Source organism: Pseudomonas sp. GW456-E7, from assembly GCF_059424105.1.
The window spans coordinates 84,441-107,166 of sequence record NZ_JBWKZB010000012.1 but is presented as its reverse complement, the minus strand read 5'-3'; the positions used below and the strand labels follow the sequence as shown (position 1 = coordinate 107,166).

The window sequence follows — 22,726 nt, the reverse complement described above, 5'->3', positions numbered from 1 at the left end:
GGGAGCCTTGCGGCTCCCGCTGCGGCTTACCAGGTTTGGGTGGCCTTGAACTTCTCGATACCGGCTTTCATGCCAGCGTCGATTTCGTCATTGAAGTCACCTTTCACGTTGATCTTCGCCATCAAATCGGCGTGATCGCGGTTGAAGAAAGCAATCAGCGCTTGCTCGAAGCTGCCGATCTTGGCGATTTCAACGTCAGTCAGGAACCCACGCTCAGCGGCATACAGCGACAGCGCCATGTCAGCGATCGACATTGGTGCGTATTGCTTCTGCTTCATCAGCTCGGTAACGCGCTGACCATGCTCAAGTTGCTTACGGGTCGCTTCGTCCAGGTCAGAAGCGAACTGGGCGAATGCCGCCAGTTCACGGTACTGAGCCAGAGCGGTACGGATACCACCGGACAGCTTCTTGATGATCTTGGTCTGAGCGGCACCACCCACACGGGATACCGAAACACCGGCGTTCACTGCAGGGCGGATGCCCGAGTTGAACATGGCCGATTCCAGGAAGATCTGACCGTCGGTGATGGAAATCACGTTGGTCGGAACGAACGCGGAAACGTCGCCAGCCTGGGTTTCGATGATCGGCAGTGCGGTCAGGGAACCGGTTTTGCCGGTCACTGCGCCGTTGGTGAACTTCTCTACGTATTCTTCCGAAACGCGGGATGCGCGCTCCAGCAGACGGGAGTGGAGATAGAACACGTCGCCTGGGTAAGCTTCACGGCCTGGTGGACGGCGCAGCAGCAGGGAAATCTGGCGATAAGCCACTGCTTGCTTGGACAGATCGTCATAAACGATCAGCGCGTCTTCACCGCGGTCGCGGAAGAATTCACCCATGGTGCAACCGGAGTACGGTGCCAGGAATTGCAGCGCAGGAGATTCCGAAGCACTGGCAGCCACGATGATCGTGTTGGCCAGGGCGCCGTTTTCTTCCAGCTTGCGAACCACGTTGGCGATGGTCGATTGCTTCTGACCGATCGCTACGTAGACGCAGTAGATGCCGCTGTTCTTCTGGTTGATGATCGCGTCGATCGCCAGAGCGGTTTTACCGATCTGACGGTCACCGATGATCAGCTCACGCTGGCCACGGCCGACAGGAATCATGGCATCGACAGCCTTGTAGCCAGTCTGTACAGGCTGGTCTACCGACTTACGCCAGATCACGCCTGGAGCAACTTTCTCGACCGCGTCGGTCTCGGTGTTGCCCAGTGGACCTTTGCCGTCAACAGGGTTACCCAGTGCGTCGACTACGCGACCCAGCAGTTCCTTACCAACCGGAACTTCCAGGATGCGGCCGGTGCACTTGGCGCTCATGCCTTCAGCCAGAGACTGGTATGCGCCCAATACAACGGCACCTACGGAGTCTTGCTCCAGGTTGAGTGCCATACCGAAGACGCCGCCCGGAAACTCGATCATCTCGCCGTACATTACGTCGGCCAGACCGTGAATCCGCACGATACCGTCAGATACGCTGACGACAGTGCCTTCGTTACGGGCTTGGGAGGTCACATCGAGCTTGTCGATGCGGCCCTTGATAATTTCACTTATTTCGGAAGGATTGAGTTGCTGCATTGCTCTGCTGCCCCTTCAAACTCAAGATTTCAATGCTTCGGCAAGTTTCGCGATTTTGCCGCGAATCGAGCCATCGATAACCAGGTCGCCGGCGCGGATGACGACACCACCAATAAGGGCAGCGTCCTCCGCAACTTGCAGGCGCACTTCCCGGTTGAGTCGTGCACTGAGAACCTTGGCGAGTTTGTCTTGCTGTTCTTGGTTCAATGCGAAAGCACTGGTCACTTCAACGTCTACCGACTTCTCTTGTTCGGCCTTGTACAGGTCGAACAGAGCGGCGATCTCCGGCAACAGCGGGAGACGGTCGTTTTCGGCAACGACGTGGATGAAGTTCTGTGCCTTGGCATCAAACTTGTCGCCGCACACGTCAATGAACGTGGCGGCCTTTTCTGCGCTCGTCAGTCGCGGGGCCTTGAGCACGCGCTGCATGGTGTCGTCTTCCGACACCGCTGCAGCCAGGCCGAGCATGGCTGACCAATTGGCCAGTTGCTGGTGGGCCTGAGCGTGCTCGAAGGCCGCCTTAGCGTAAGGTCGGGCCAACGTGGTCAGTTCTGCCATGATCGCCCTCGCTTAGATTTCAGCAGCCAGTTGGTTAACCAGCTCTGCGTGCGCGTTTTGATCGATTGTGGCACCCAGGATCTTCTCGGCGCCGCCGACTGCCAGCAAGCCCACTTGGGCACGCAGCGCGTCTTTGACACTGTTCAGTTCCTGTTCGATCTCGGCCTGAGCCTGAACCTTCACACGGTCAGCGTCGATACGGGCTTTTTCAACAGCCTCTTCAACAATCTGGTTACCGCGTTTCTTGGCTTGCTCGATGATTTCAGCTGCCTGAGCTTTCGCTTCGCGCAGTTGGTGACCCGCTTTTTCTTGGGCCAACTCCAGGTCGCGAGCTGCACGGCTGGCAGCGTCCAGACCATCAGCGATCTTCTTTTGACGTTCGTGCAGAGCCGCAATGACCGGAGGCCATACGAACTTCATGCAGAACAGTACAAAAATCAGGAACGCAACGGACTGGCCAATCAGGGTCGCATTAATGTTCACGCCAACACCTCGCAGTTACGTTGTCCATCACACCAAATTACCCGGAAGATCCGAGTAATTAGCCAGCGATCTGACCAACGAACGGGTTCGCAAAGGTGAAGAACAGAGCGATACCAACACCGATCATGGTTACGGCGTCGAGCAGACCGGCAACGATGAACATTTTAACTTGCAGCATTGGAACCATTTCTGGCTGACGCGCTGCGCCTTCCAGGAACTTGCCGCCCAGCAGGCCGAAACCAATTGCGGTACCCAGTGCGCCCAGGCCGATCAACAGTGCAACAGCGATAGCGGTTAGACCAACTACAGTTTCCATCTTTCCTCCCGACTTTTACGTCGTATGGTTTAGGTTTTTTTAATTTAAAGCGGTAAAACAAATCGTTTCAGAGGCCCCGTGAAGAGCCCCTTCCCGTTTGACCGGGAAGGACATCAGACTAGTCGAGACTGGTCTTAATGGTTTTCTTCGTGCGCCATCGACAGGTAGACGATGGTCAACATCATGAAGATGAACGCCTGCAGGGTGATGATCAGGATGTGGAACACAGCCCACGCCCACTGCAGAACGACGCCCAGGCCGCTGAGCCAGAGCAGACCGCTGCCGAACATCACAGCAATCAGAATGAAGACCAGTTCGCCGGCATACATGTTGCCGAACAGACGCAGAGCCAGGGAGATCGGCTTGGCGATCAGGGTCACGAATTCCAGCAGGAAGTTCACCGGGATCAGCAGGGCTTGAACGAAGATGTTCTTGCTGCCGAACGGGTGCAGGGTCAGCTCGCCGATGAAGCCGCCGAGGCCCTTGACCTTGATGCTGTAGAAAATGATCAGTGCGAAAACCGAGAACGCCATGCCCAGGGTCGCGTTCGGGTCAGTGGTCGACACGGCACGGAACGGGATGTGTGCGTCGCCGGAGATCAGGATGGCCAGTTGAGGAATCCAGTCGACCGGTACCAGGTCGACGGCGTTCATCAGGAACACCCAGACGAAGATGGTCAGTGCCAGCGGTGCAATCACCGGGCTACGGCCATGGAAGCTGTCTTTCACGCTGCCATCGACGAATTCGACCAATACTTCAACGAAGTTCTGCAAAGCACCTGGCTGACCGGAAGTCGCCTTCTTTGCCGCCATGCGGAAAAGAAGAACGAAGATCAGACCCAATGCGACCGACCAGCCGAGGGTATCGACGTGGAAAGCCCAGAAGCCCATTTCCTTGGCTTCTGCTGCGGTGTGGGCAAAGCCCCAGCCGCCGGTTGGGTGCTGACCGAAGGTCAGGTTCTGCAAGTGGTGCTGGATATAGCCCGAAGCGGTTGTTTCTGCCATGGTTGCCTCAAACGCCCTAAGGTCTCGAAAGTCTTGTTCTCATCAGCAGGGGAGCGAACCAGCTGACTGACTGAGTCAGCACGAAGACACCGAATACTGCAATCGGCGCCAATGGCTTCACACCTGCAAACACCAGTGCAAACAGCACTGCCGTCAAAATCAGTTTGCCTGCCTCGCCGGCATAAAAAGACCGGACGATGGACTGGGCTGCTCGGGCGCCGGAAAACCGAAATGCCCTGTGAGCGAAATAAACATTGGGCAGCAAGGCTATCAGGCCTCCGCAAAGTCCCGAGTACCCGGCAACGACTCCCCGCCATTGCCAGAGCGCCAAAGCAGCGATGAGCAAAACGACAAATTGAGCCATTAACACCGGAAAAACTGCCAGGCGATGGAAGGGCAAGCGGTTTGGCGTGCGGGTTTCCATCACTTTTGCTCTCCAATGGTCGGCTGCCAGAATTCAATAACTTGGCATAATTTGTGCCGACAAAATGCGCGCAGAGTATAGGGGCGGTTCTGCCCCTATTCAACTGTCAGGTAGTGATTTCCGACTGCGCGCTACATGAGGAAATGTTTCAGCGAATATGTGCAAGTACGCCTTGAAGCTCATCCAGGGAGTTGTAGCCAATCACCAACTGCCCTTTACCCTTCTTACCGTGGCGGATCTGCACCGCAGAGCCTAGGCGCTCGGCCAGGCGCTGTTCGAGGCGGGCGATATCCGGGTCCGGTTTTGCAGGTTCCACAGGCTCCGGTTTGCCACTCAACCACTGGCGAACCAGTGCCTCAGTCTGGCGCACGGTCAGCCCGCGTGCGACAACATGTCGCGCCCCTTCAACCTGTTGATTTTCAGGCAAACCGAGCAAAGCACGGGCATGACCCATTTCCAGGTCGCCGTGGGACAGCATGGTCTTGATGACTTCCGGCAAGGAAATCAGGCGCAACAAGTTGGCCACGGTCACCCGGGACTTGCCCACGGCTTCGGCCACCTGTTGCTGGGTCAGCTGGAACTCCTGCTGCAAACGCTGCAGGGCCACCGCCTCTTCAATCGGGTTCAGGTCTTCGCGCTGGATGTTCTCGATCAGGGCGATGGCGATCGCGGTTTCATCGGGTACATCGCGAACCATCGCCGGGATGGTTTCCTGCCCGGCCTGCTGGCTGGCGCGCCAGCGACGTTCGCCCGCAATGATTTCAAAACGACCGCTGCCGATCGGGCGAACCACGATGGGCTGCATGACGCCCTGGGCCCTGATCGACTGTGCCAATTCTTCCAGCGCCTGCGGGTCCATATCACGACGCGGCTGGTATTTGCCGCGCTGGAGCAGATCCAGGGGAAGGTGCTGCAGCTCACGCTGGTCGGCTTGCGCCGCTTGTTCTTCCAGCGAGCTGACAGTCGGACCACTCAACAGAGCATCCAGTCCACGTCCGAGACCTCGTTTCTTGACGGCCATGGGGATTCCTTAAGTTGCCTGAGCGGCGGCGATGCGTGAGTTTTTGCGTTGACGACGAACCATTTCGCCCGCCAATGCCAGATAGGCAACGGCACCTCGCGACGATTTGTCGTACGCCAGCGCCGGCATGCCGTAGCTTGGCGCTTCGGCCAGACGGATGTTGCGCGGAATGACGGTGTCATAGAGCTGTTCGCCGAAGTGTTCCTTGAGCTGCGCCGAGACATCGTTCATCAGGCTCAGGCGCGGGTCGTACATCGTCCGCAGCAGGCCTTCGACCTTGAGGTTCGGATTGAGCAGTTCAGCGATGCGCTTGATGTTATCCACAAGGTCGCTCAAGCCTTCGAGTGCGAAGTACTCGCACTGCATGGGGATAATGACCCCATCGGCGGCAACCAGTGCGTTCAAGGTCAGCATCGACAGCGACGGCGGGCAGTCGATCAGGATGTAATCGTAGTTTTCCCGGATCGGCGCCAGCGCACTGCGCAGACGGCTTTCCTTCATCTGCATTTCCAGCAGCACCACTTCGGCCGCGGTCAGGTCGCGGTTGGCCGGCAACAGCTGGTAACCACCGTGTTCGGAGAAGTGCATGGCCTGGGCCAGGTCGCACTCACCGATCAACAGGTCGTAGACCGAGTTTTCCAGGCCATGTTTATCCACACCGCTACCCATGGTGGCGTTGCCCTGTGGATCGAGATCGATCAACAGCACCCGGCGCTTGGTCGCGACCAGGGATGCTGCGAGGTTGATGCAGGTGGTGGTTTTGCCCACGCCACCTTTTTGGTTCGCTATCGCGAATACCTTAGCCATTCTTGCTTGTGTTCCCAATCATGCCGTGCGGCGCAGTATCAGCAGATGGCGTTGGCCTTGGCAACCAGGTACGGCCAGGGCGTGTTCGCTATCGAGGTGGAAGTCTGCCGGCAATGCTACCAGCTCATCGGCCGGATGAACGCCCTTCATTGCCAGCCAGCGTGTTTCGCTATCGCCGAGGTGGCGAGTCCAGTTGCTGAAGTTTTCCATGCTGCTGAACGCCCGGGAAATGATCCCGTTGAAGGGTTGGGCAGGCTGGAACGCTTCGACGCGACTGTGGATAACTTGCAGGTTATCCAGTTTGAGCTCGAGTTTGACCTGGGTCAGGAAGCGGGTTTTCTTGCCGTTGCTGTCCAGGCAAGTCACCTGGGACTCGGGAAACAGGATAGCCAGCGGAATGCCGGGCATGCCGCCGCCACTGCCGACGTCGAGCCAGCGTCCGTTTTCGATGAATGACATCACGCTCAGACTGTCGAGCAGGTGACGGGAGACCATTTCGTCCGGATCACGCACGGCGGTGAGGTTGTAAGCCTTGTTCCATTTGATCAACAGGGCCAGATAACCCAGCAGTTGCGCGTGCTGGGTTTCTGTCAGCGTGACGCCAAGCTGGCGGGCACCTGTGGATAACTCTTCTGCATGTTGCGAAGTGACCAACGAACTCAAGCGCTTTGCTCCAACTGACGGCCCGCGCCGCGTTTTTTCAAATGAATCATCAACAGCGAAATGGCTGCCGGCGTTACGCCCGGGATACGCGAGGCCTGGCCCAAGGTTTCAGGGCGGGTCGCACCGAGCTTGCTCTGGATCTCTTTGGAGAGTCCGGAAATATTCGTGTAATCGATATCCACAGGCAGTTTGGTGTCTTCGCTGGCGCGCAGGCGGGCGATTTCATCCTGTTGACGATCGATGTAGCCGGCGTACTTGGTCTTGATTTCGACCTGTTCGGCGACTTGTGGATCTTCTGCACCGCCACCGGTCACGGCGATCAGACCAGCGTAGTCGATTTCCGGACGGCTCAAGAGATTCAGCAGGTTGTATTCGTGGGTCAGCGGCGTGCCGAATTTTTCGGCAATCGCATCGCCCTGTTCAGTGCCCGGGCGAACCCAGGTGCTTTTCAGGCGCTGCTCTTCCAGTTCGATGCTTTCGCGTTTTTTGCAGAAAGCCGCCCAACGCGCGTCGTCCACCAGGCCCAGTTCGCGACCTTTTTCGGTCAGGCGCAGGTCAGCGTTGTCTTCGCGCAGGATCAAACGGTATTCGGCGCGGGAGGTGAACATCCGGTACGGCTCTTGGGTGCCGAGGGTAATCAGGTCGTCGACCAACACACCGATATAGGCCTCGTCGCGACGCGGGCACCAGGCGTCTTTGCCTTGCGCGCGCAGTGCGGCGTTGGTTCCGGCGAGCAAACCCTGGGCGCCGGCTTCTTCGTAACCGGTCGTGCCGTTGATTTGCCCGGCGAAGAACAGGCCGCCGATCACTTTGGTTTCCAGGCTGTACTTCAGGTCGCGCGGATCGAAGTAGTCGTACTCGATGGCGTAGCCCGGGCGCACGATGTGTGCGTTTTCCATGCCGCGGATCGATTGCACGATCTGCAATTGCACATCGAACGGCAAGGATGTGGATATCCCGTTCGGGTACAGCTCGTTCGTGGTCAAACCTTCCGGTTCGATGAAGACCTGGTGGCTTTCCTTGTCGGCAAAGCGATGAATCTTGTCTTCGATCGACGGGCAGTAACGCGGGCCGATGCCTTCGATCTCGCCTGCATCGGAATACATCGGCGAACGGTCGAGGTTGGCCGCGATGATTTCGTGGGTACGGGCGTTGGTGTGGGTAATCCAGCAACTGATCTGACGTGGATGCTGCTCTTTGGAACCCATGAACGACATCACCGGGATCGGCGTATCGCCGGCCTGCTCGGTCATCACCGAGAAATCCACGGAACGGGCGTCGATACGCGGCGGCGTACCGGTCTTCAGGCGACCGACCCGCAAAGGCAATTCACGTAGACGGTGAGCCAAAGCAATCGACGGTGGATCACCGGCACGGCCGCCGGAGAAATTCTGCAATCCAATGTGGATAAGTCCACCGAGGAAGGTGCCAGTGGTCAAAACCACCGAGTCGGCGAGGAAACGCAGGCCCATCTGGGTCACTACGCCGCGCACTTGTTCCTGCTCGACGATCAGGTCATCAGCGGCCTGTTGAAATATCCACAGGTTCGGCTGGTTTTCCAGGATTTCGCGGACAGCGGCCTTGTACAGAATCCGGTCGGCCTGTGCACGGGTTGCACGCACGGCCGGGCCTTTGCGGCTGTTCAACACGCGAAACTGGATGCCGCCTTTATCGGTGGCCATGGCCATCGCGCCGCCGAGGGCGTCGATTTCCTTGACCAGGTGGCTTTTGCCGATCCCGCCAATGGCCGGGTTGCAACTCATGGCACCGAGGGTTTCCACGTTATGCGTCAGCAACAGGGTTTTCACCCCCATACGTGCTGAGGCCAGTGCTGCCTCGGTACCGGCATGACCGCCGCCGATGACGATCACTTCAAAACGGGAAGGGAAATCCACCACGCACCTCGTGCCTGCTTAAGTAGGTAATTCAGGAATAGTTTGAGCTCAGGTTTTCGGACCTGGTCGACAAGTATAGGGACTTCGCCCTTCCTAAAGAACCCTTTGCACAAAATTTAACCAGCTGTGGAAAAGTCGGAGTTATAGAAATTAAAAAGAGAGAAATTTATTAAATCTTTGTTTTTATGTTTATTTCTATGCACCTGCCTTTCTGTGGATAGATCTCTACAGCCCTTAATTTTCAATATGTACAGCGATTCAAAACCCTGTGTTCATGTGCCAATGAGGCCCTTGGATAACCGGTGTAAGCCTGTGGATGAAAGGGGTGGTTATCCACAGAGGCGGTTATGTTCAGTTTTCGGGCCCTGTTATCAACTGACCTTAGCGGCGGTTATTCACAGGGCTTAATCCACAGAAAATCGTTGTTTGCCCGAAATTCAGGCACGAGAATTTCGCTCAAGCAGACAAAGTCCGCTCGGCACTGGAGGGTTTATTCAGGAAAAGAGAGAGCAGACAGGCACGAACGGCCTGTCTGTGAATAACAGGAGGGCTACTTGCCGATACAGAAGCTGGAGAAAATTCGCCCCAACAGGTCGTCAGAGCTGAAGGCGCCGGTGATTTCTCCCAGCGACTGCTGAGCCTGGCGCAGATCCTCGGCCAACAACTCGCCAGCGCCAGCCAGGGTCAATTGGGCACGACCATGCTCGAGGGCAGTACTGGCATGACGTAGCGCCTCCAAGTGGCGCCGGCGAGCACTGAAGCTGCTTTCGGACGTTTGCTCGTAGCCCATGCAGGCCTTGAGGTGATCACGCAGCAGCTCCAGACCGACACCTCCGGACCTGGCGCTCAGGCTGATGGTGACGTGGCCGTCGTCGCTGATCTCCAGGGCAATGGCTTCGCCCGTAAGGTCGGCCTTGTTGCGGATCAGGGTTACTTTCGCGGGATCGGGACGGGTTTCGAGAAATTCCGGCCATAGTGCGAACGGATCGAGGGCTTCCGGTGCCGTGGCATCGACCACCAGCAGTACCCGATCCGCTTCACCGATGGCTTTCAGGGCACGTTCGACGCCGATTTTTTCCACATGGTCATCGGTATCGCGCAGACCGGCGGTATCCACCACATGCAGCGGCATGCCATCAATGTGGATATGTTCACGCAGTACGTCACGGGTAGTGCCGGCAATTTCGGTCACGATCGCCGCTTCGCGCCCGGCCAGTGCATTGAGCAGGCTGGATTTACCGGCATTCGGACGACCGGCAATGACCACGGTCATGCCGTCACGCAGCAAGGCACCCTGCCCGGCTTCGCGCATGACAGTGGATAACTCGTCGCGGACTTTGTCGAGCATGCTCAGGACATGGCCATCGGCGAGGAAGTCGATTTCCTCTTCCGGGAAATCGATGGCCGCCTCGACATAGATGCGCAGGCCGATCAGTTGCTCGGTGAGATTATGCACACGTGACGAGAAAGCACCCTGCAGGGAGCGCAACGCGTTTCGCGCAGCCTGGGCAGAACTGGCTTCAATCAGGTCGGCAATGGCCTCGGCCTGGGCCAGGTCAAGCTTGTCGTTGAGAAACGCGCGCTCGCTGAATTCCCCCGGCCGGGCGAGCCGGCAACCCAGTTCCAGGCAGCGCTTGAGCAACATATCCAGAACGATCGGGCCACCATGCCCCTGGAGTTCCAGCACATCCTCGCCGGTAAACGAGTTTGGCCCCGGAAAATACAGCGCGATGCCCTGGTCCAGCACCTCGTCGTGTTCACCAAAAAACGGACCGTAGTGGGCAAATCGCGGCTTGAGCTCGCGACCACTGAAAGCCTTGGCCGCAACACTGGCCAACGGCCCGGAAATACGCACGATGCCTACACCGCCACGACCTTGAGCGGTGGCGACGGCGGCGATGGTTTCACGAGGAACGCTCATAAACCGGAATCCAGACAAAAGTGACAGATAGCAAAACGCCCCACTAGGGGGCGTCTTGAGTGGTTATCCACAGTGTAAATCAGGCAGCTGCTTTGGCGGCCGCTTCGATCTTACGTGTGATGTACCACTGTTGGGCGATCGACAGGCAGTTGTTCACTACCCAGTACAGCACCAGACCCGCCGGGAACCACAGGAAGAAGAAGGTGAAGATGATTGGCATCAGCTTCATCACCTTGGCCTGCATCGGATCCGGAGGCGTCGGGTTCAGCTGCTGCTGGATGAACATGGTTGCACCCATGATGATCGGCAGAATGAAGAACGGATCCTTGATCGACAGGTCAGTAATCCACAGCATGAACGGTGCCTGGCGCATTTCAACGCTTTCCAGCAGAACCCAGTACAGCGAGAGGAAAACCGGCATCTGCACGAGGATTGGCAAGCAACCACCCAGCGGATTGATCTTCTCTTTCTTGTACAGCTCCATCATGGCTTGCGACATTTTCTGCCGGTCATCGCCATGTTGCTCTTTCAGCGCGGCCAGTTTCGGTGCCACTGCACGCATGCGCGCCATGGATTTGTAGCTGGCAGCCGACAGCGGGAAGAAGATCCCTTTGATCAGCATGGTCAGGAATATGATCGACCAGCCCCAGTTACCCACAATGGCGTGGATGTGTTGCAGCAACCAGAAGATCGGTTGGGCGATGAACCACAGAATGCCGTAGTCGACGGTCAGTTCCAGGCCTGGGGACAACTCTTTCAGCACGGCCTGGCTTTTCGGGCCGGCGTACAGCACAGCGCTGGTCTCGGCCTTGGCGCCCGGGGCAACACTCATCGATGGGCCGGTGTAGCCGATGATGTAGTTGCCTTTGCTGTCTTTACGGGTCTGGACGACGTTGTTTTCGCCCTTGGCCGGAATCCACGCGGTCACGAAGTAGTGTTGCAACCAGGCAACCCAACCGCCAGTGACGGTTTCTTTCACCGGCGCCTTGTCCATATCTTTCATGGACACTTTCTTGTACGGCTCCGAACTTGTCCACAGGGCGGCGCCCAGGTAAGTCGCGGTGCCGGTGGCCGTGGTCGACGAAGGATCGGCGCTGGCGTCACGCTTCAACTGGGCGAACATCGCACCGGTCCAAGGCTGGGCGCTCTGGTTGTCGATCAGGTAGGAAACGGTTACGTCATACTGGCCGCGTTTCAGGGTGAAACGCTTGATGTAGTTGACGCCGTCCTTGCTGAACTTCAGGTCCACGACCAATTGGTCCTGACCGTCAGCCAGTTGATAAACCTTCTTCTCCGAGGAATAAACCGGACGACCGGCCGGATTTGCATCCGGACCGTTGGTGCCGATCAGACCGCTTTGGGCCAGATAAGTACGTTCGCCGCCGTTATCGAACAGCTGGAACGGAATTTCCGGGTGATCCTGACGACGCGGATACAGCGGCAGGGTCAGCTGGGCAACATCACCACCTTGTGGGTCGATAGCCAGGTCCAGTACATCCGTTTTGATCTGGATGAGGTCCTTGCTCACAGCCACCGGTGTTTCGGCAGGTGCGCTGGTGTCGCTAGCAGCACGTGGAATGTCGTCACTGGCGGAAGCGTTGGAGCCAGATGCCGTATCCGGCAGGCCCGATGCAGTCGTATTGGTGGCAACATTCTGAGTCGGCAGGGCAGCCTGGCCATAGTCCTGGTTCCATTTAAGAACCATAACGTAGGACACGATTGCCAGGGCGACGATCAGGATCGTGCGTTTGATATCCATGATTACTCGGCCATCGAAGAAGAACGGGAGGTAGGGATAGGTGGAACCGGGTCATAACCACCGGGATTCCACGGATGACAGCGACCTAAACGACGAAAGGTCAGCCAGCCACCGCGAAGAAGGCCATGATTTTCGATGGCTTCTAACGCGTAGCAGGAACAACTGGGGTAGAAACGACAGTGACTGGCCATCAGGGGACTAATGGCATAGCGATAAAACTGGATCGGAACGAGTGCCAGTTTACGCATCTGGACTGTCTACCCCTACAGTTTCGGTTTTGACTGCTGGTACCGGCGAACTGCGAGCCAGGCGTTTCCAGAGTTTGCCGAAATGCTGAATCAATTCGGGGTTTTCTACGTCACCCAAACCTTTGCGCGCGACGATAACAATGTCCCAACCGACCAGTGAATCCTGGTTCAGGCGAAACGATTCGCGCATCAGACGTTTGAGGCGATTGCGCTCGACGGAGAGCTTTACGCTCTTTTTCCCGATAACCAACCCGAGACGGGGGTGATCAAGATCGTTGTTGCGCGCAAGGAGCAGGAGATTTTTCCCCGGAACCTTGCCGGTAGGGGAGTCAAAGACTGCCTTGAAATGCCGGGGAGTAAGCAGACGCTTTTCCCGACTGAAGTCCTGACTCACCTCCAGTGCCGGCTTATCAAACTGCCAGACGCGCACGACCTTTGGCGCGACGACGCGACAGTACGGCACGACCGTTCTTGGTAGCCATGCGAGCACGGAAACCGTGGGTACGAGCGCGTTTGATAGTGCTTGGTTGGAAAGTACGTTTCATTGTCGTGTTACCTGGTTCGTCCACAACGGGCCGGAATGGCCCCCGTTTTAAGAGACCGGGGATTCTAGAGAAAGCAAGCCTTCAGGTCAATTTCCAACCAGCGTTTCCTTATAAATAGATCTCCAGGCGTTTTGCGCTGAACGAACCGCCGGTAAATATAAAAATAAGAAAGGAAAGTATTTAAAGCTTTTCTGTAAAGCTTATAAAAGCTAGGCCTGCACCCTTCTGTGGATAAGTACCTTTAGCCCTTGTTTTACCTGCTGTACAGAGAATGACAACTACGGTGGAAAACCGTGTTCAGCCTGTGCTGCGCTGTCGGATAACCTGTGTGTGGAATGCCGGTTTATCCACAGGCCGGTTATCCACCGAGTTTCGCTCCCACTTGTGCAATGACCTTAACCCCGGTTATCCACAGAGCTTATGCACAGACCACTGGTCGTCTTTTTTGCGTATGAAACGGCGATTCTTCTTGGTCGATGAACCACCTTCGTGTGGATAAGTCGGCGTCTGGTCGCTACAATGGCCGCTTGTTTTTGCCTCACCGGCTTTCAACTTAGGGGATATCCGTGTCAGTGGAACTTTGGCAGCAGTGCGTGGAGCTTCTGCGCGATGAGCTGCCTGCCCAACAATTCAACACTTGGATCCGTCCACTACAGGTCGAAGCCGAAGGCGACGAGTTGCGTGTCTATGCACCCAATCGTTTTGTTCTGGACTGGGTCAACGAAAAGTACCTGGGGCGTGTTCTCGAATTGCTCGATGAGCACGGCAATGGCATGGCGCCTGCGCTTTCCTTATTAATAGGCAGCAAACGCAGTTCGGCACCGCGTGCCGCGCCAAATGCTCCCCTGGCAGCCGCTGCTTCCCAGGCCCAGGCTGCTCAAACACCCGCCAGTCCGCCGCCGCCAGCACCTGCTGCGGCTTCGACCAAGCGCGCCACGCAGAAAATGGCCGAGGTCACCGAGGAAGAACCTTCCCGCGACAGCTTCGACCCGATGGCCGGCGCCAGTTCGCAACAGGCCCCGGTTCGCGCCGAGCAACGTACCGTGCAGGTCGAAGGTGCGCTCAAGCACACCAGTTACCTGAACCGTACCTTTACCTTCGAGAATTTCGTTGAAGGTAAATCCAACCAGTTGGCGCGCGCCGCCGCCTGGCAGGTGGCTGACAACCCCAAGCACGGTTACAACCCGCTCTTCCTTTATGGTGGCGTCGGCCTGGGTAAAACCCACTTGATGCACGCTGTGGGTAACCATCTATTAAAGAAGAACCCGAATGCCAAGGTGGTGTACCTGCATTCCGAGCGTTTCGTGGCGGACATGGTCAAGGCCCTGCAACTGAACGCGATCAACGAGTTCAAACGCTTCTACCGTTCGGTGGATGCATTGCTGATCGATGACATTCAGTTCTTCGCCCGTAAAGAGCGTTCCCAGGAAGAGTTTTTCCACACCTTCAACGCCCTGCTCGAAGGTGGCCAGCAGGTCATTCTCACCAGTGACCGCTACCCGAAGGAAATCGAAGGCCTTGAAGAACGCCTCAAATCCCGCTTTGGCTGGGGCCTGACCGTAGCGGTCGAGCCACCGGAGCTGGAAACCCGCGTGGCGATTCTGATGAAAAAGGCCGATCAGGCCAAAGTCGAGCTGCCGCATGACGCCGCGTTCTTCATTGCCCAGCGTATTCGCTCCAACGTCCGTGAGCTGGAAGGCGCGCTCAAACGCGTGATCGCCCACTCGCACTTCATGGGTCGCGATATCACCATCGAGCTGATTCGCGAATCCCTGAAGGACTTGTTGGCGTTGCAGGATAAACTGGTCTCTGTGGATAACATTCAGCGCACCGTCGCCGAGTACTACAAGATCAAGATCTCCGACTTGCTGTCCAAGCGTCGTTCTCGCTCGGTCGCACGTCCGCGTCAGGTTGCAATGGCCTTGTCCAAAGAGTTGACTAACCACAGCCTGCCGGAAATCGGCGACGTGTTTGGCGGCCGCGACCATACGACTGTTTTGCACGCCTGCCGCAAGATCAACGAACTTAAGGAATCCGACGCGGACATCCGCGAGGACTACAAGAACCTGCTGCGTACACTGACCACTTGATGAACACCAGCGCAGCTAATTAAGGCAAGGGACTAGACCATGCATTTCACCATTCAACGCGAAGCCCTGTTGAAACCCCTGCAACTGGTCGCAGGCGTCGTCGAACGCCGCCAGACCTTGCCGGTGCTCTCCAACGTGCTGCTGGTTGTCGAAGGCCAGCAATTGTCGCTGACCGGTACCGACCTGGAAGTCGAGCTGGTCGGTCGTGTCCAACTCGAAGAGCCGGCGGATCCGGGTTCCATCACCGTACCTGCGCGCAAGCTGATGGACATCTGCAAGAGCCTGCCAAACGATGCGCTGATCGACATCAAGGTCGATGAGCAGAAGCTTGTGGTCAAGGCCGGCCGTAGCCGCTTCACCCTGTCGACGCTGCCGGCCAACGACTTCCCTACCGTGGAAGAAGGCCCGGGCTCGCTGACCTGCAGCCTGGAGCAAAGCAAACTGCGCCGTCTGATTGAGCGCACCAGCTTCGCCATGGCCCAGCAGGACGTGCGTTATTACCTCAACGGCATGCTGCTGGAAGTTTCCGCGGGTGTGATCCGCGCCGTGGCTACCGACGGTCACCGCCTGGCCATGTGCTCGATGCAGGCCGACATCGGCCAACCGGATCGTCACCAGGTCATCGTCCCGCGCAAAGGTATTCTCGAACTGGCACGCCTGCTCACCGAGCCGGATGGCAATGTCAGCATCGTTCTGGGTCAGCACCACATCCGCGCCACCACCGGTGAATTCACCTTCACCTCGAAATTGGTCGACGGCAAATTCCCGGACTACGAACGCGTTCTGCCAAAAGGCGGCGACAAGCTGGTACTGGGCGATCGCCAGGCGCTGCGCGAAGCGTTCAGCCGTACCGCGATCCTGTCCAACGAGAAGTACCGTGGTATCCGTCTGCAACTGGCCAGCGGTCAGCTGAAGATCCAGGCGAACAACCCGGAGCAGGAAGAAGCGGAAGAAGAAGTGGGCGTTGAATACAACGGTGGCTCCCTGGAAATCGGCTTCAACGTGAGCTACCTGCTCGACGTGCTGGGCGTGATGACCACCGAGCAGGTTCGTCTGATCCTGTCCGACTCCAACAGCAGTGCGCTGGTGCAGGAATCGGATAACGACGACTCGGCCTACGTTGTCATGCCGATGCGTCTGTAATCATGCCCAGCAGAAGCTAGATGTCCTTAAGTCGCGTCTCGGTCACCGCGGTGCGCAATCTGCACCCGGTGACCTTCTCCCCCTCCCCCCGAATCAATATCCTTTACGGCGCCAACGGCAGCGGCAAAACCAGTGTTCTGGAAGCCATCCATCTGCTGGGGCTTGCCCGTTCGTTTCGCAGCACCCGACTGTTGCCGGTCATTCAGTACGAGCAACTGGCGTGCACGGTCTTTGGCCAGGTTGAACTGGCAGAGGGTGGGCACAGCGCCTTGGGCATTTCGCGGGATCGCCAAGGCGAATTCCAGATCCGTATCGATGGGCAGAACGCCCGTAGCGCCGCGCAACTGGCCGAGATCCTGCCACTGCAACTGATCAATCCTGACAGCTTTCGATTGCTGGAAGGCGCGCCGAAGATTCGCCGGCAGTTTCTCGACTGGGGCGTGTTCCACGTGGAACCGCGCTTCATGTCAACCTGGCAGCGCTTGCAGAAGGCCCTGCGCCAGAGAAACTCTTGGCTGCGGCATGGTACACTTGACGCCGTTTCGCAAGCGGTTTGGGACAGGGAACTGTGCCAGGCCAGCGCTGAAATTGATGAATACCGCCGCGCTTATATCAAAGCCTTGAAACCAGTCTTTGAACAAACCTTGAGCGAACTGGTTGAGCTTGAAGGCTTGACGCTCAGCTATTACCGCGGCTGGGACAAGGACCGTGAACTGAGTGCTGTGCTCGCCGGGTCTCTGCAGCGGGACCAGCAAATGGGGCATACCCAGGCCGGACCACAACGTGCTGATTTGCGTCTCAGACTGGGCGCACACAACGCCGCGGACATCTTGTCCCGTGGCCAGCAGAAGTTGGTGGTTTGCGCATTGCGGATTGCCCAAGGGCACCTGGTCAGCCAGGCTCGACGCGGTCAGTGTATTTATCTGGTGGATGACTTGCCGTCCGAACTGGACGAGCACCACCGTCGCGCGCTTTGCCGCTTGTTGGAAGACTTACGCTGCCAGGTATTTATCACCTGTGTAGATCACGAATTATTGAGGGAAGGCTGGCAGACGGAAACGCCAGTCGCTCTGTTCCACGTGGAACAGGGCCGTATCACCCAGACCCACGACCATCGGGAGTGAAGGCATTGAGCGAAGAAAATACGTACGACTCAACGAGCATTAAAGTGCTGAAAGGCCTGGATGCCGTACGCAAACGTCCCGGTATGTACATTGGTGATACCGACGATGGCAGCGGTCTGCACCACATGGTGTTCGAGGTGGTCGATAACTCGATCGACGAAGCGCTCGCCGGCTACTGCGACGATATCAGCATCATCATCCACCCGGATGAGTCCATCACCGTTCGCGACAACGGCCGTGGCATCCCGGTAGACGTACACAAAGAAGAAGGCGTTTCGGCAGCCGAGGTCATCATGACCGTGCTGCACGCCGGCGGTAAATTCGACGACAACTCCTATAAGGTTTCCGGCGGTCTGCACGGTGTGGGTGTGTCGGTCGTTAACGCCCTGTCGGAAGAGCTGGTCCTGACCGTTCGCCGTAGTGGCAAGATCTGGGAACAGACTTACGTCCACGGTGTTCCGCAAGAGCCGATGAAAATCGTTGGCGACTCCGAAACCACCGGTACGCAGATCCACTTCAAGGCTTCCAGCGAAACCTTCAAGAACATCCACTTCAGCTGGGACATCCTGGCCAAGCGGATTCGTGAACTGTCCTTCCTCAACTCCGGTGTCGGCATCGTCCTCAAGGACGAGCGCAGCGGCAAGGAAGAGCTGTTCAAGTACGAAGGCGGCCTGCGCGCGTTCGTTGAATACCTGAACACCAACAAGACCCCGGTCAACCAGGTGTTCCACTTCAACATCCAGCGTGAAGACGGCATTGGCGTGGAAATCGCCCTGCAGTGGAACGACAGCTTCAACGAGAACCTGTTGTGCTTCACCAACAACATTCCACAGCGCGACGGCGGTACTCACCTGGTGGGTTTCCGTTCCGCACTGACGCGTAACCTGAACACCTACATCGAAGCAGAAGGCCTGGCGAAGAAGCACAAGGTCGCCACTACCGGTGACGATGCCCGTGAAGGCCTGACCGCGATCATTTCGGTGAAGGTACCGGATCCGAAGTTCAGCTCCCAGACCAAAGACAAGCTGGTGTCTTCGGAAGTGAAGACCGCGGTCGAACAGGAAATGGGCAAGTACTTCTCGGACTTCCTGCTGGAAAACCCGAACGAAGCCAAGCTGGTCGTCGGCAAGATGATCGACGCCGCTCGTGCCCGTGAAGCGGCGCGCAAGGCCCGCGAGATGACCCGTCGCAAAGGCGCGCTGGACATCGCCGGCTTGCCGGGCAAACTGGCGGACTGCCAGGAAAAGGACCCTGCCCTGTCCGAACTGTACCTCGTGGAAGGTGACTCCGCGGGCGGCTCTGCCAAGCAGGGACGTAACCGCAGGACCCAGGCGATTCTGCCCCTCAAGGGTAAGATCCTGAACGTCGAGAAGGCTCGCTTCGACAAGATGATCTCTTCCCAGGAAGTAGGCACCTTGATCACCGCGCTCGGCTGCGGCATCGGTCGCGAAGAGTACAACATCGACAAGCTGCGCTATCACAACATCATCATCATGACCGATGCTGACGTCGACGGTTCGCACATCCGTACCCTGCTGCTGACCTTCTTCTTCCGTCAGTTGCCGGAGCTGATCGAGCGTGGCTACATCTACATCGCCCAGCCGCCTCTGTACAAAGTGAAGAAAGGCAAGCAAGAGCAATACATTAAAGACGACGACGCCCTGGAAGAGTACATGACGCAGTCGGCCCTGGAAGATGCGAGCCTGCACCTGAACGAGGAAGCACCGGGTATCTCCGGCGAAGCCCTTGAGCGTCTGGTGAACGACTTCCGTCTGGTAATGAAGACCCTCAAGCGTCTGTCGCGCCTGTACCCGCAGGAACTGACCGAGCACTTCATCTACCTGCCGGCGGTCAGCATGGATCAACTGTCCGATCACGCAGCGATGCAGGATTGGCTGGCCCAGTACGAAGTGCGTCTGCGCACCGTCGAGAAGTCGGGTCTGGTCTACAAGGCCAGCCTGCGTGAAGACCGTGAGCGTAACGTCTGGCTGCCAGAGGTCGAACTGATCTCCCACGGCCTGTCGAACTACGTCACCTTCAACCGCGACTTCTTCGGCAGCAACGACTACAAGACCGTGGTTTCCCTGGGCGCTCAACTGAGCACCTTGCTGGACGACGGCGCGTACATCCAGCGTGGCGAGCGCAAGAAGCAGGTCACCGAGTTCAAGGAAGCCCTTGAGTGGTTGATGGCCGAAAGCACCAAGCGCCATACCATCCAGCGATACAAAGGACTGGGCGAGATGAACCCGGATCAGCTGTGGGAAACCACCATGGACCCGGGCTCGCGCCGCATGCTCAAAGTGACCATCGAAGACGCCATTGGCGCGGACCAGATCTTCAACACCCTGATGGGTGATGCGGTCGAACCTCGTCGTGACTTCATCGAGAGCAACGCCCTGGCGGTGTCCAACCTGGACTTCTGATCCCGGTCGACGCCAACGAAAAGGCCAATGCATCTGCATTGGCCTTTTTTTTTGGTTCAACGCACCGCGAGGCGAGCTAACGCTCGACCTCGTTGTTTGGTGGTGCACGCGTTCCCCCTGTAGGAGCTGCCGAAGGCTGCGATCTTTTGATCTTGCTTTTGCGATCTGGAGATGTCTGAAGATCAAAAGATCGCAGCCTTCGGCAGCTCCTACAGATATTTCGTAATCTGTGAACCTTTTTTTATTGCCTGCGACTCTCGCTCGCCGGTGCCACACTCTCCAACCGATACCCGTACCCATAAATCGTCAGCAACTGCCAACCGCGATCCGCTGTCAGGCCAAGCTTGTTGCGCAGGCGGTAGATGTGGGTGTCCAGCGGCCGGGACGAGGACATTTCTTCGTGGGGCCAGAATCGTTCGTACAGGTAATCCCGCGACAGCGGTCGACCGAGGTTGCTGAACAGGCAATGCGCCAGGCGGTATTCGCGTTCGGTCATGACGATCGGTTTGCCGTCGCGAGTGATGGTCAGTTCGGCGTCGTCGAACACCAGGTCATTGAAGCTCAACCCTTCGGCGGCCATGCGCTGCTGGCCATGGCGGCGCAGGACCGCGCCAACACGGGCTTTCAGTTCATTGGGGCGGAACGGTTTGCTGACGTAGTCGTCGGCGCCAGCATTCAGGGCCTGAACGATATCGCTTTCGCCGTCGCGGCTGGTGAGCATGATGGCCGCCGGTGGCGCTTCCAGGTGTTCGCGGGTCCATTGCAGTAATGACAAACCCGAGAGGTCGGGCAGTTGCCAGTCGAGGATCAGCAGGTCGAAGGTTTCCCGCCGCAGTTGGCGCAACAGGTCTTCGGCCCGTTCGAAGCTGTGCAGTGACCACGGCTGCTCTCCGGCCTCGGCCATCTGTTGCAGGGTTTGTTCGACCCGGCGCAGTTCGGCGGGCTCATCGTCCAGAATCGCAACGCGCATACAGGGTGATTCCTTGTTGCTTGGCAGCTCTTTATCGACGATAGCGGCTCATCCGACACAGTGAAAGCAAGCCGCCCGCCGTTGGTCGCGGCGTCCGCTATGATTCTTTGAGTCGACGCCTCAGACGCAGGAACCATGAAACCATTTACCCCGCCCTGCCCCGTTGGCCATGATTGACCAACGCCGCGGTGAAAGCCGAGAGCCAAGCCAGGTACAACGATTATTTCGGCAATTGGTGCGCGAATGGTTGTGGATAAGTCTTGTACTGTTACCGCTGACGACACTGCTGTCCTATCGCGTGCAAATCAACCTGAACGATGCCTCCCCCGGCTTGAGCGCATTGTTTTCCCTTGGTCTGGTGACGGGTGTACTCGGGCTGTTGTTATGGCGTCCGCGGCTGGCGCTCTGGTTGACGCTCACGGGGATGGCGTGTGCGTTGATGACCAGTGCCGGCCTTGCGGAATTCAAGCGCTGGTGGTGGTCGCCGACGCCTGCCTTGTTGGGGATGCTGTTTGGTTATCTGATCTGGAACTGGCGGCGTCTCAGTGTGGTGCTGACCTATTTCGGTTGGGAATTGGCGCGGCTGGACAGCGAGCCGAAAGTGTTTCCGGAGCGCCGTCGTGCCCGGTATCCCGGTGACGACCGTTTGCAGAAACAAATCATCGCGCTGGAACAAGCCGTGAGCCTGACCCGCGATACCCACCGATTCATCGCCGATGGTCTGGAATACTTGCCGGTGGCGACGTTGATCAGTGATCCCCAGGGGAAGATTCTGCTCGGCAATCGCAAGGCCCGTGATCTGTTTGGTGGGGATCTGGTCGGCGCAGATGTGCTGGAGCGACTTGAACAGCTCGGTTATCCGGACATGGGCCGCAAGCCGGATTCGTCCTTATCGACGCTGCCGCTGCTGGAGTTTCGTGACTTCAAGGAGCGCAGCCTGCGTCTGGAGCGCGCCGGGCTATTGCCGGTGGACGGTGAGGCTCCGGTCGGTTGGCTATGGAACCTGACTGATTTGAGCGTCGAGCGCGATGCGGAGCAACAGCGTGCGGTGCTGTTGCGGTTCCTGTCTCACGACCTGCGGGCGCCTCACTCGGCCATCCTTGCGTTGCTCGATGTCCATCGTCATCAAGTAGGCGGTGATTCACCACTCTTTGATCAAATCGAGCTACAGGTTCGTCGGGCGCTGGAGTTGACTGACGGCTTCGTTCAACTGGCGAGGGCCGAGTCCGAGGCTTATCAGTTTCAGCCGAGCCTGTTTGCGATGCTGGTGCTGGATGTGTTCGATCAGGCGCTGCCCATCGCGCAGTTGAAGCAGATCGAACTGGTTCATCAAGTGGAAGAGCAGGCACAGGAAAGCCTGGTTCTGGCGGACCAGGCGCTGCTGACCCGGGCGTTGTTCAATCTGTTGGAAAATGCCATCAAGTACAGTGTTTCAGGTACGCGTATCCGTTTGCATGTCAGTCAACTCGACGGCTGGCTGACTTGTGAGCTCATCGATCAAGGCAAAGGCATTGCCGCTGAGGAGCTGCCTGAGCTGTTCAGCCAATACCGGCGCTTTTCTTCCGCCCAGGGTATCGATGGCGTGGGGTTGGGATTGTCGATGGTCAAAGCCGTTGTGGACCGGCACGGCGGGCGAATCGAGTGTCAGAGCGAGGTGGGCCTGGGGACGACATTCAGGCTGCAATTTCCGCTGTTTACGGAATGAAAGCGAACGATCCAGGTTGCTCCGTCGTGTCGACTGCCGGCGATTATTCCGGGCAT

At 57.7% G+C, this 22,726-nt stretch carries 21 protein-coding genes; 5 read left to right on the top strand and 16 right to left on the bottom strand.

Features of this window, described 5'->3' with window-relative positions:
- Positions 1-26 precede the first annotated feature (26 nt).
- From atpA to rpmH, 15 genes are all read right to left on the bottom strand, one after another.
- Positions 27-1,571, bottom strand: a complete 1,545-nt coding sequence (gene atpA, locus AC07YV_RS10780; RefSeq protein ID WP_008045678.1) for a F0F1 ATP synthase subunit alpha — start codon at positions 1,569-1,571, stop codon at positions 27-29.
- A gap of 21 nt (positions 1,572-1,592) precedes the next feature.
- Complete coding sequence (locus tag AC07YV_RS10775) at positions 1,593-2,129, bottom strand: F0F1 ATP synthase subunit delta (RefSeq protein WP_008045680.1); 537 nt, start codon at positions 2,127-2,129, stop codon at positions 1,593-1,595.
- A 12-nt stretch (positions 2,130-2,141) separates the two neighbouring features.
- The gene (locus AC07YV_RS10770) at positions 2,142-2,612 is read right to left on the bottom strand and encodes a F0F1 ATP synthase subunit B (RefSeq protein WP_102700983.1); all 471 of its coding nucleotides are present in this window, start codon (positions 2,610-2,612) and stop codon (positions 2,142-2,144) included.
- Between the two features lie 58 nt (positions 2,613-2,670).
- Complete coding sequence (gene atpE / locus AC07YV_RS10765) at positions 2,671-2,928, bottom strand: F0F1 ATP synthase subunit C (RefSeq protein ID WP_003097235.1); 258 nt, start codon at positions 2,926-2,928, stop codon at positions 2,671-2,673.
- 134 nt (positions 2,929-3,062) lie between these two features.
- Positions 3,063-3,932 (bottom strand): F0F1 ATP synthase subunit A, encoded by an 870-nt coding sequence (atpB, locus tag AC07YV_RS10760; RefSeq protein ID WP_015097443.1) that lies wholly within the window; start codon positions 3,930-3,932, stop codon positions 3,063-3,065.
- A gap of 16 nt (positions 3,933-3,948) precedes the next feature.
- Positions 3,949-4,356 (bottom strand): F0F1 ATP synthase subunit I, encoded by a 408-nt coding sequence (locus tag AC07YV_RS10755; RefSeq protein WP_007969901.1) that lies wholly within the window; start codon positions 4,354-4,356, stop codon positions 3,949-3,951.
- 148 nt (positions 4,357-4,504) lie between these two features.
- Positions 4,505-5,377 (bottom strand): ParB/RepB/Spo0J family partition protein, encoded by an 873-nt coding sequence (locus tag AC07YV_RS10750; protein WP_102700984.1) that lies wholly within the window; start codon positions 5,375-5,377, stop codon positions 4,505-4,507.
- Positions 5,378-5,386: 9 nt separating this feature from the next.
- Positions 5,387-6,184 carry a ParA family protein gene (locus tag AC07YV_RS10745; protein WP_008002319.1) on the bottom strand — a complete coding sequence of 266 codons (798 nt, stop codon included), beginning with the start codon at positions 6,182-6,184 and terminating at the stop codon, positions 5,387-5,389.
- Positions 6,185-6,202: 18 nt separating this feature from the next.
- On the bottom strand, positions 6,203-6,847 hold the full coding sequence (gene rsmG / locus AC07YV_RS10740) for a 16S rRNA (guanine(527)-N(7))-methyltransferase RsmG (protein WP_007969895.1): 645 nt from the start codon (positions 6,845-6,847) through the stop codon (positions 6,203-6,205).
- Positions 6,844-8,742 carry a tRNA uridine-5-carboxymethylaminomethyl(34) synthesis enzyme MnmG gene (gene mnmG, locus AC07YV_RS10735; protein WP_102701003.1) on the bottom strand — a complete coding sequence of 633 codons (1,899 nt, stop codon included), beginning with the start codon at positions 8,740-8,742 and terminating at the stop codon, positions 6,844-6,846. The genes rsmG and mnmG overlap by 4 nt, the downstream gene beginning before the upstream one ends.
- 550 nt (positions 8,743-9,292) lie before the next feature.
- Positions 9,293-10,663 (bottom strand): tRNA uridine-5-carboxymethylaminomethyl(34) synthesis GTPase MnmE, encoded by a 1,371-nt coding sequence (gene mnmE / locus AC07YV_RS10730; protein WP_102700985.1) that lies wholly within the window; start codon positions 10,661-10,663, stop codon positions 9,293-9,295.
- A gap of 79 nt (positions 10,664-10,742) precedes the next feature.
- A complete protein-coding gene (gene yidC, locus AC07YV_RS10725) occupies positions 10,743-12,422 on the bottom strand; it encodes a membrane protein insertase YidC (protein ID WP_102700986.1) in 1,680 nt (559 codons plus the stop codon).
- A 2-nt stretch (positions 12,423-12,424) separates the two neighbouring features.
- Positions 12,425-12,670, bottom strand: a complete 246-nt coding sequence (gene yidD / locus AC07YV_RS10720; protein WP_010207715.1) for a membrane protein insertion efficiency factor YidD — start codon at positions 12,668-12,670, stop codon at positions 12,425-12,427.
- A complete protein-coding gene (rnpA, locus tag AC07YV_RS10715) occupies positions 12,663-13,064 on the bottom strand; it encodes a ribonuclease P protein component (protein ID WP_015097448.1) in 402 nt (133 codons plus the stop codon). The genes yidD and rnpA overlap by 8 nt, the downstream gene beginning before the upstream one ends.
- 16 nt (positions 13,065-13,080) lie before the next feature.
- The gene (gene rpmH / locus AC07YV_RS10710) at positions 13,081-13,215 is read right to left on the bottom strand and encodes a 50S ribosomal protein L34 (RefSeq protein ID WP_003213577.1); all 135 of its coding nucleotides are present in this window, start codon (positions 13,213-13,215) and stop codon (positions 13,081-13,083) included.
- Between the two features lie 566 nt (positions 13,216-13,781).
- Here rpmH and dnaA point away from each other — a divergent pair.
- From dnaA to gyrB, 4 genes are read left to right on the top strand one after another with little or no spacing between them, the layout of a single operon-like run.
- Entirely contained in the window at positions 13,782-15,305 is a 1,524-nt protein-coding gene (dnaA, locus tag AC07YV_RS10705; RefSeq protein ID WP_102700987.1) for a chromosomal replication initiator protein DnaA, read from the top strand.
- Positions 15,306-15,344: 39 nt separating this feature from the next.
- A complete protein-coding gene (gene dnaN / locus AC07YV_RS10700; protein WP_007969885.1) occupies positions 15,345-16,448 on the top strand; it encodes a DNA polymerase III subunit beta in 1,104 nt (367 codons plus the stop codon).
- Between the two features lie 20 nt (positions 16,449-16,468).
- Positions 16,469-17,572, top strand: coding sequence for a DNA replication/repair protein RecF (gene recF / locus AC07YV_RS10695; protein WP_007969883.1), 1,104 nt, complete (start codon positions 16,469-16,471; stop codon positions 17,570-17,572).
- A 5-nt stretch (positions 17,573-17,577) separates the two neighbouring features.
- Positions 17,578-19,995: a DNA topoisomerase (ATP-hydrolyzing) subunit B gene (gene gyrB / locus AC07YV_RS10690; RefSeq protein ID WP_102700988.1), complete on the top strand. Its 2,418-nt coding sequence runs from the start codon at positions 17,578-17,580 to the stop codon at positions 19,993-19,995.
- Positions 19,996-20,236: 241 nt separating this feature from the next.
- Here the strand turns inward: gyrB and AC07YV_RS10685 are convergent, their stop codons facing one another.
- Entirely contained in the window at positions 20,237-20,965 is a 729-nt protein-coding gene (locus tag AC07YV_RS10685) for a response regulator transcription factor (RefSeq protein ID WP_102700989.1), read from the bottom strand.
- 169 nt (positions 20,966-21,134) lie between these two features.
- Here AC07YV_RS10685 and AC07YV_RS10680 point away from each other — a divergent pair, with 169 nt between their 5' ends.
- Positions 21,135-22,670 (top strand): sensor histidine kinase, encoded by a 1,536-nt coding sequence (locus AC07YV_RS10680; RefSeq protein WP_102700990.1) that lies wholly within the window; start codon positions 21,135-21,137, stop codon positions 22,668-22,670.
- Positions 22,671-22,726: the final 56 nt, after the last annotated feature.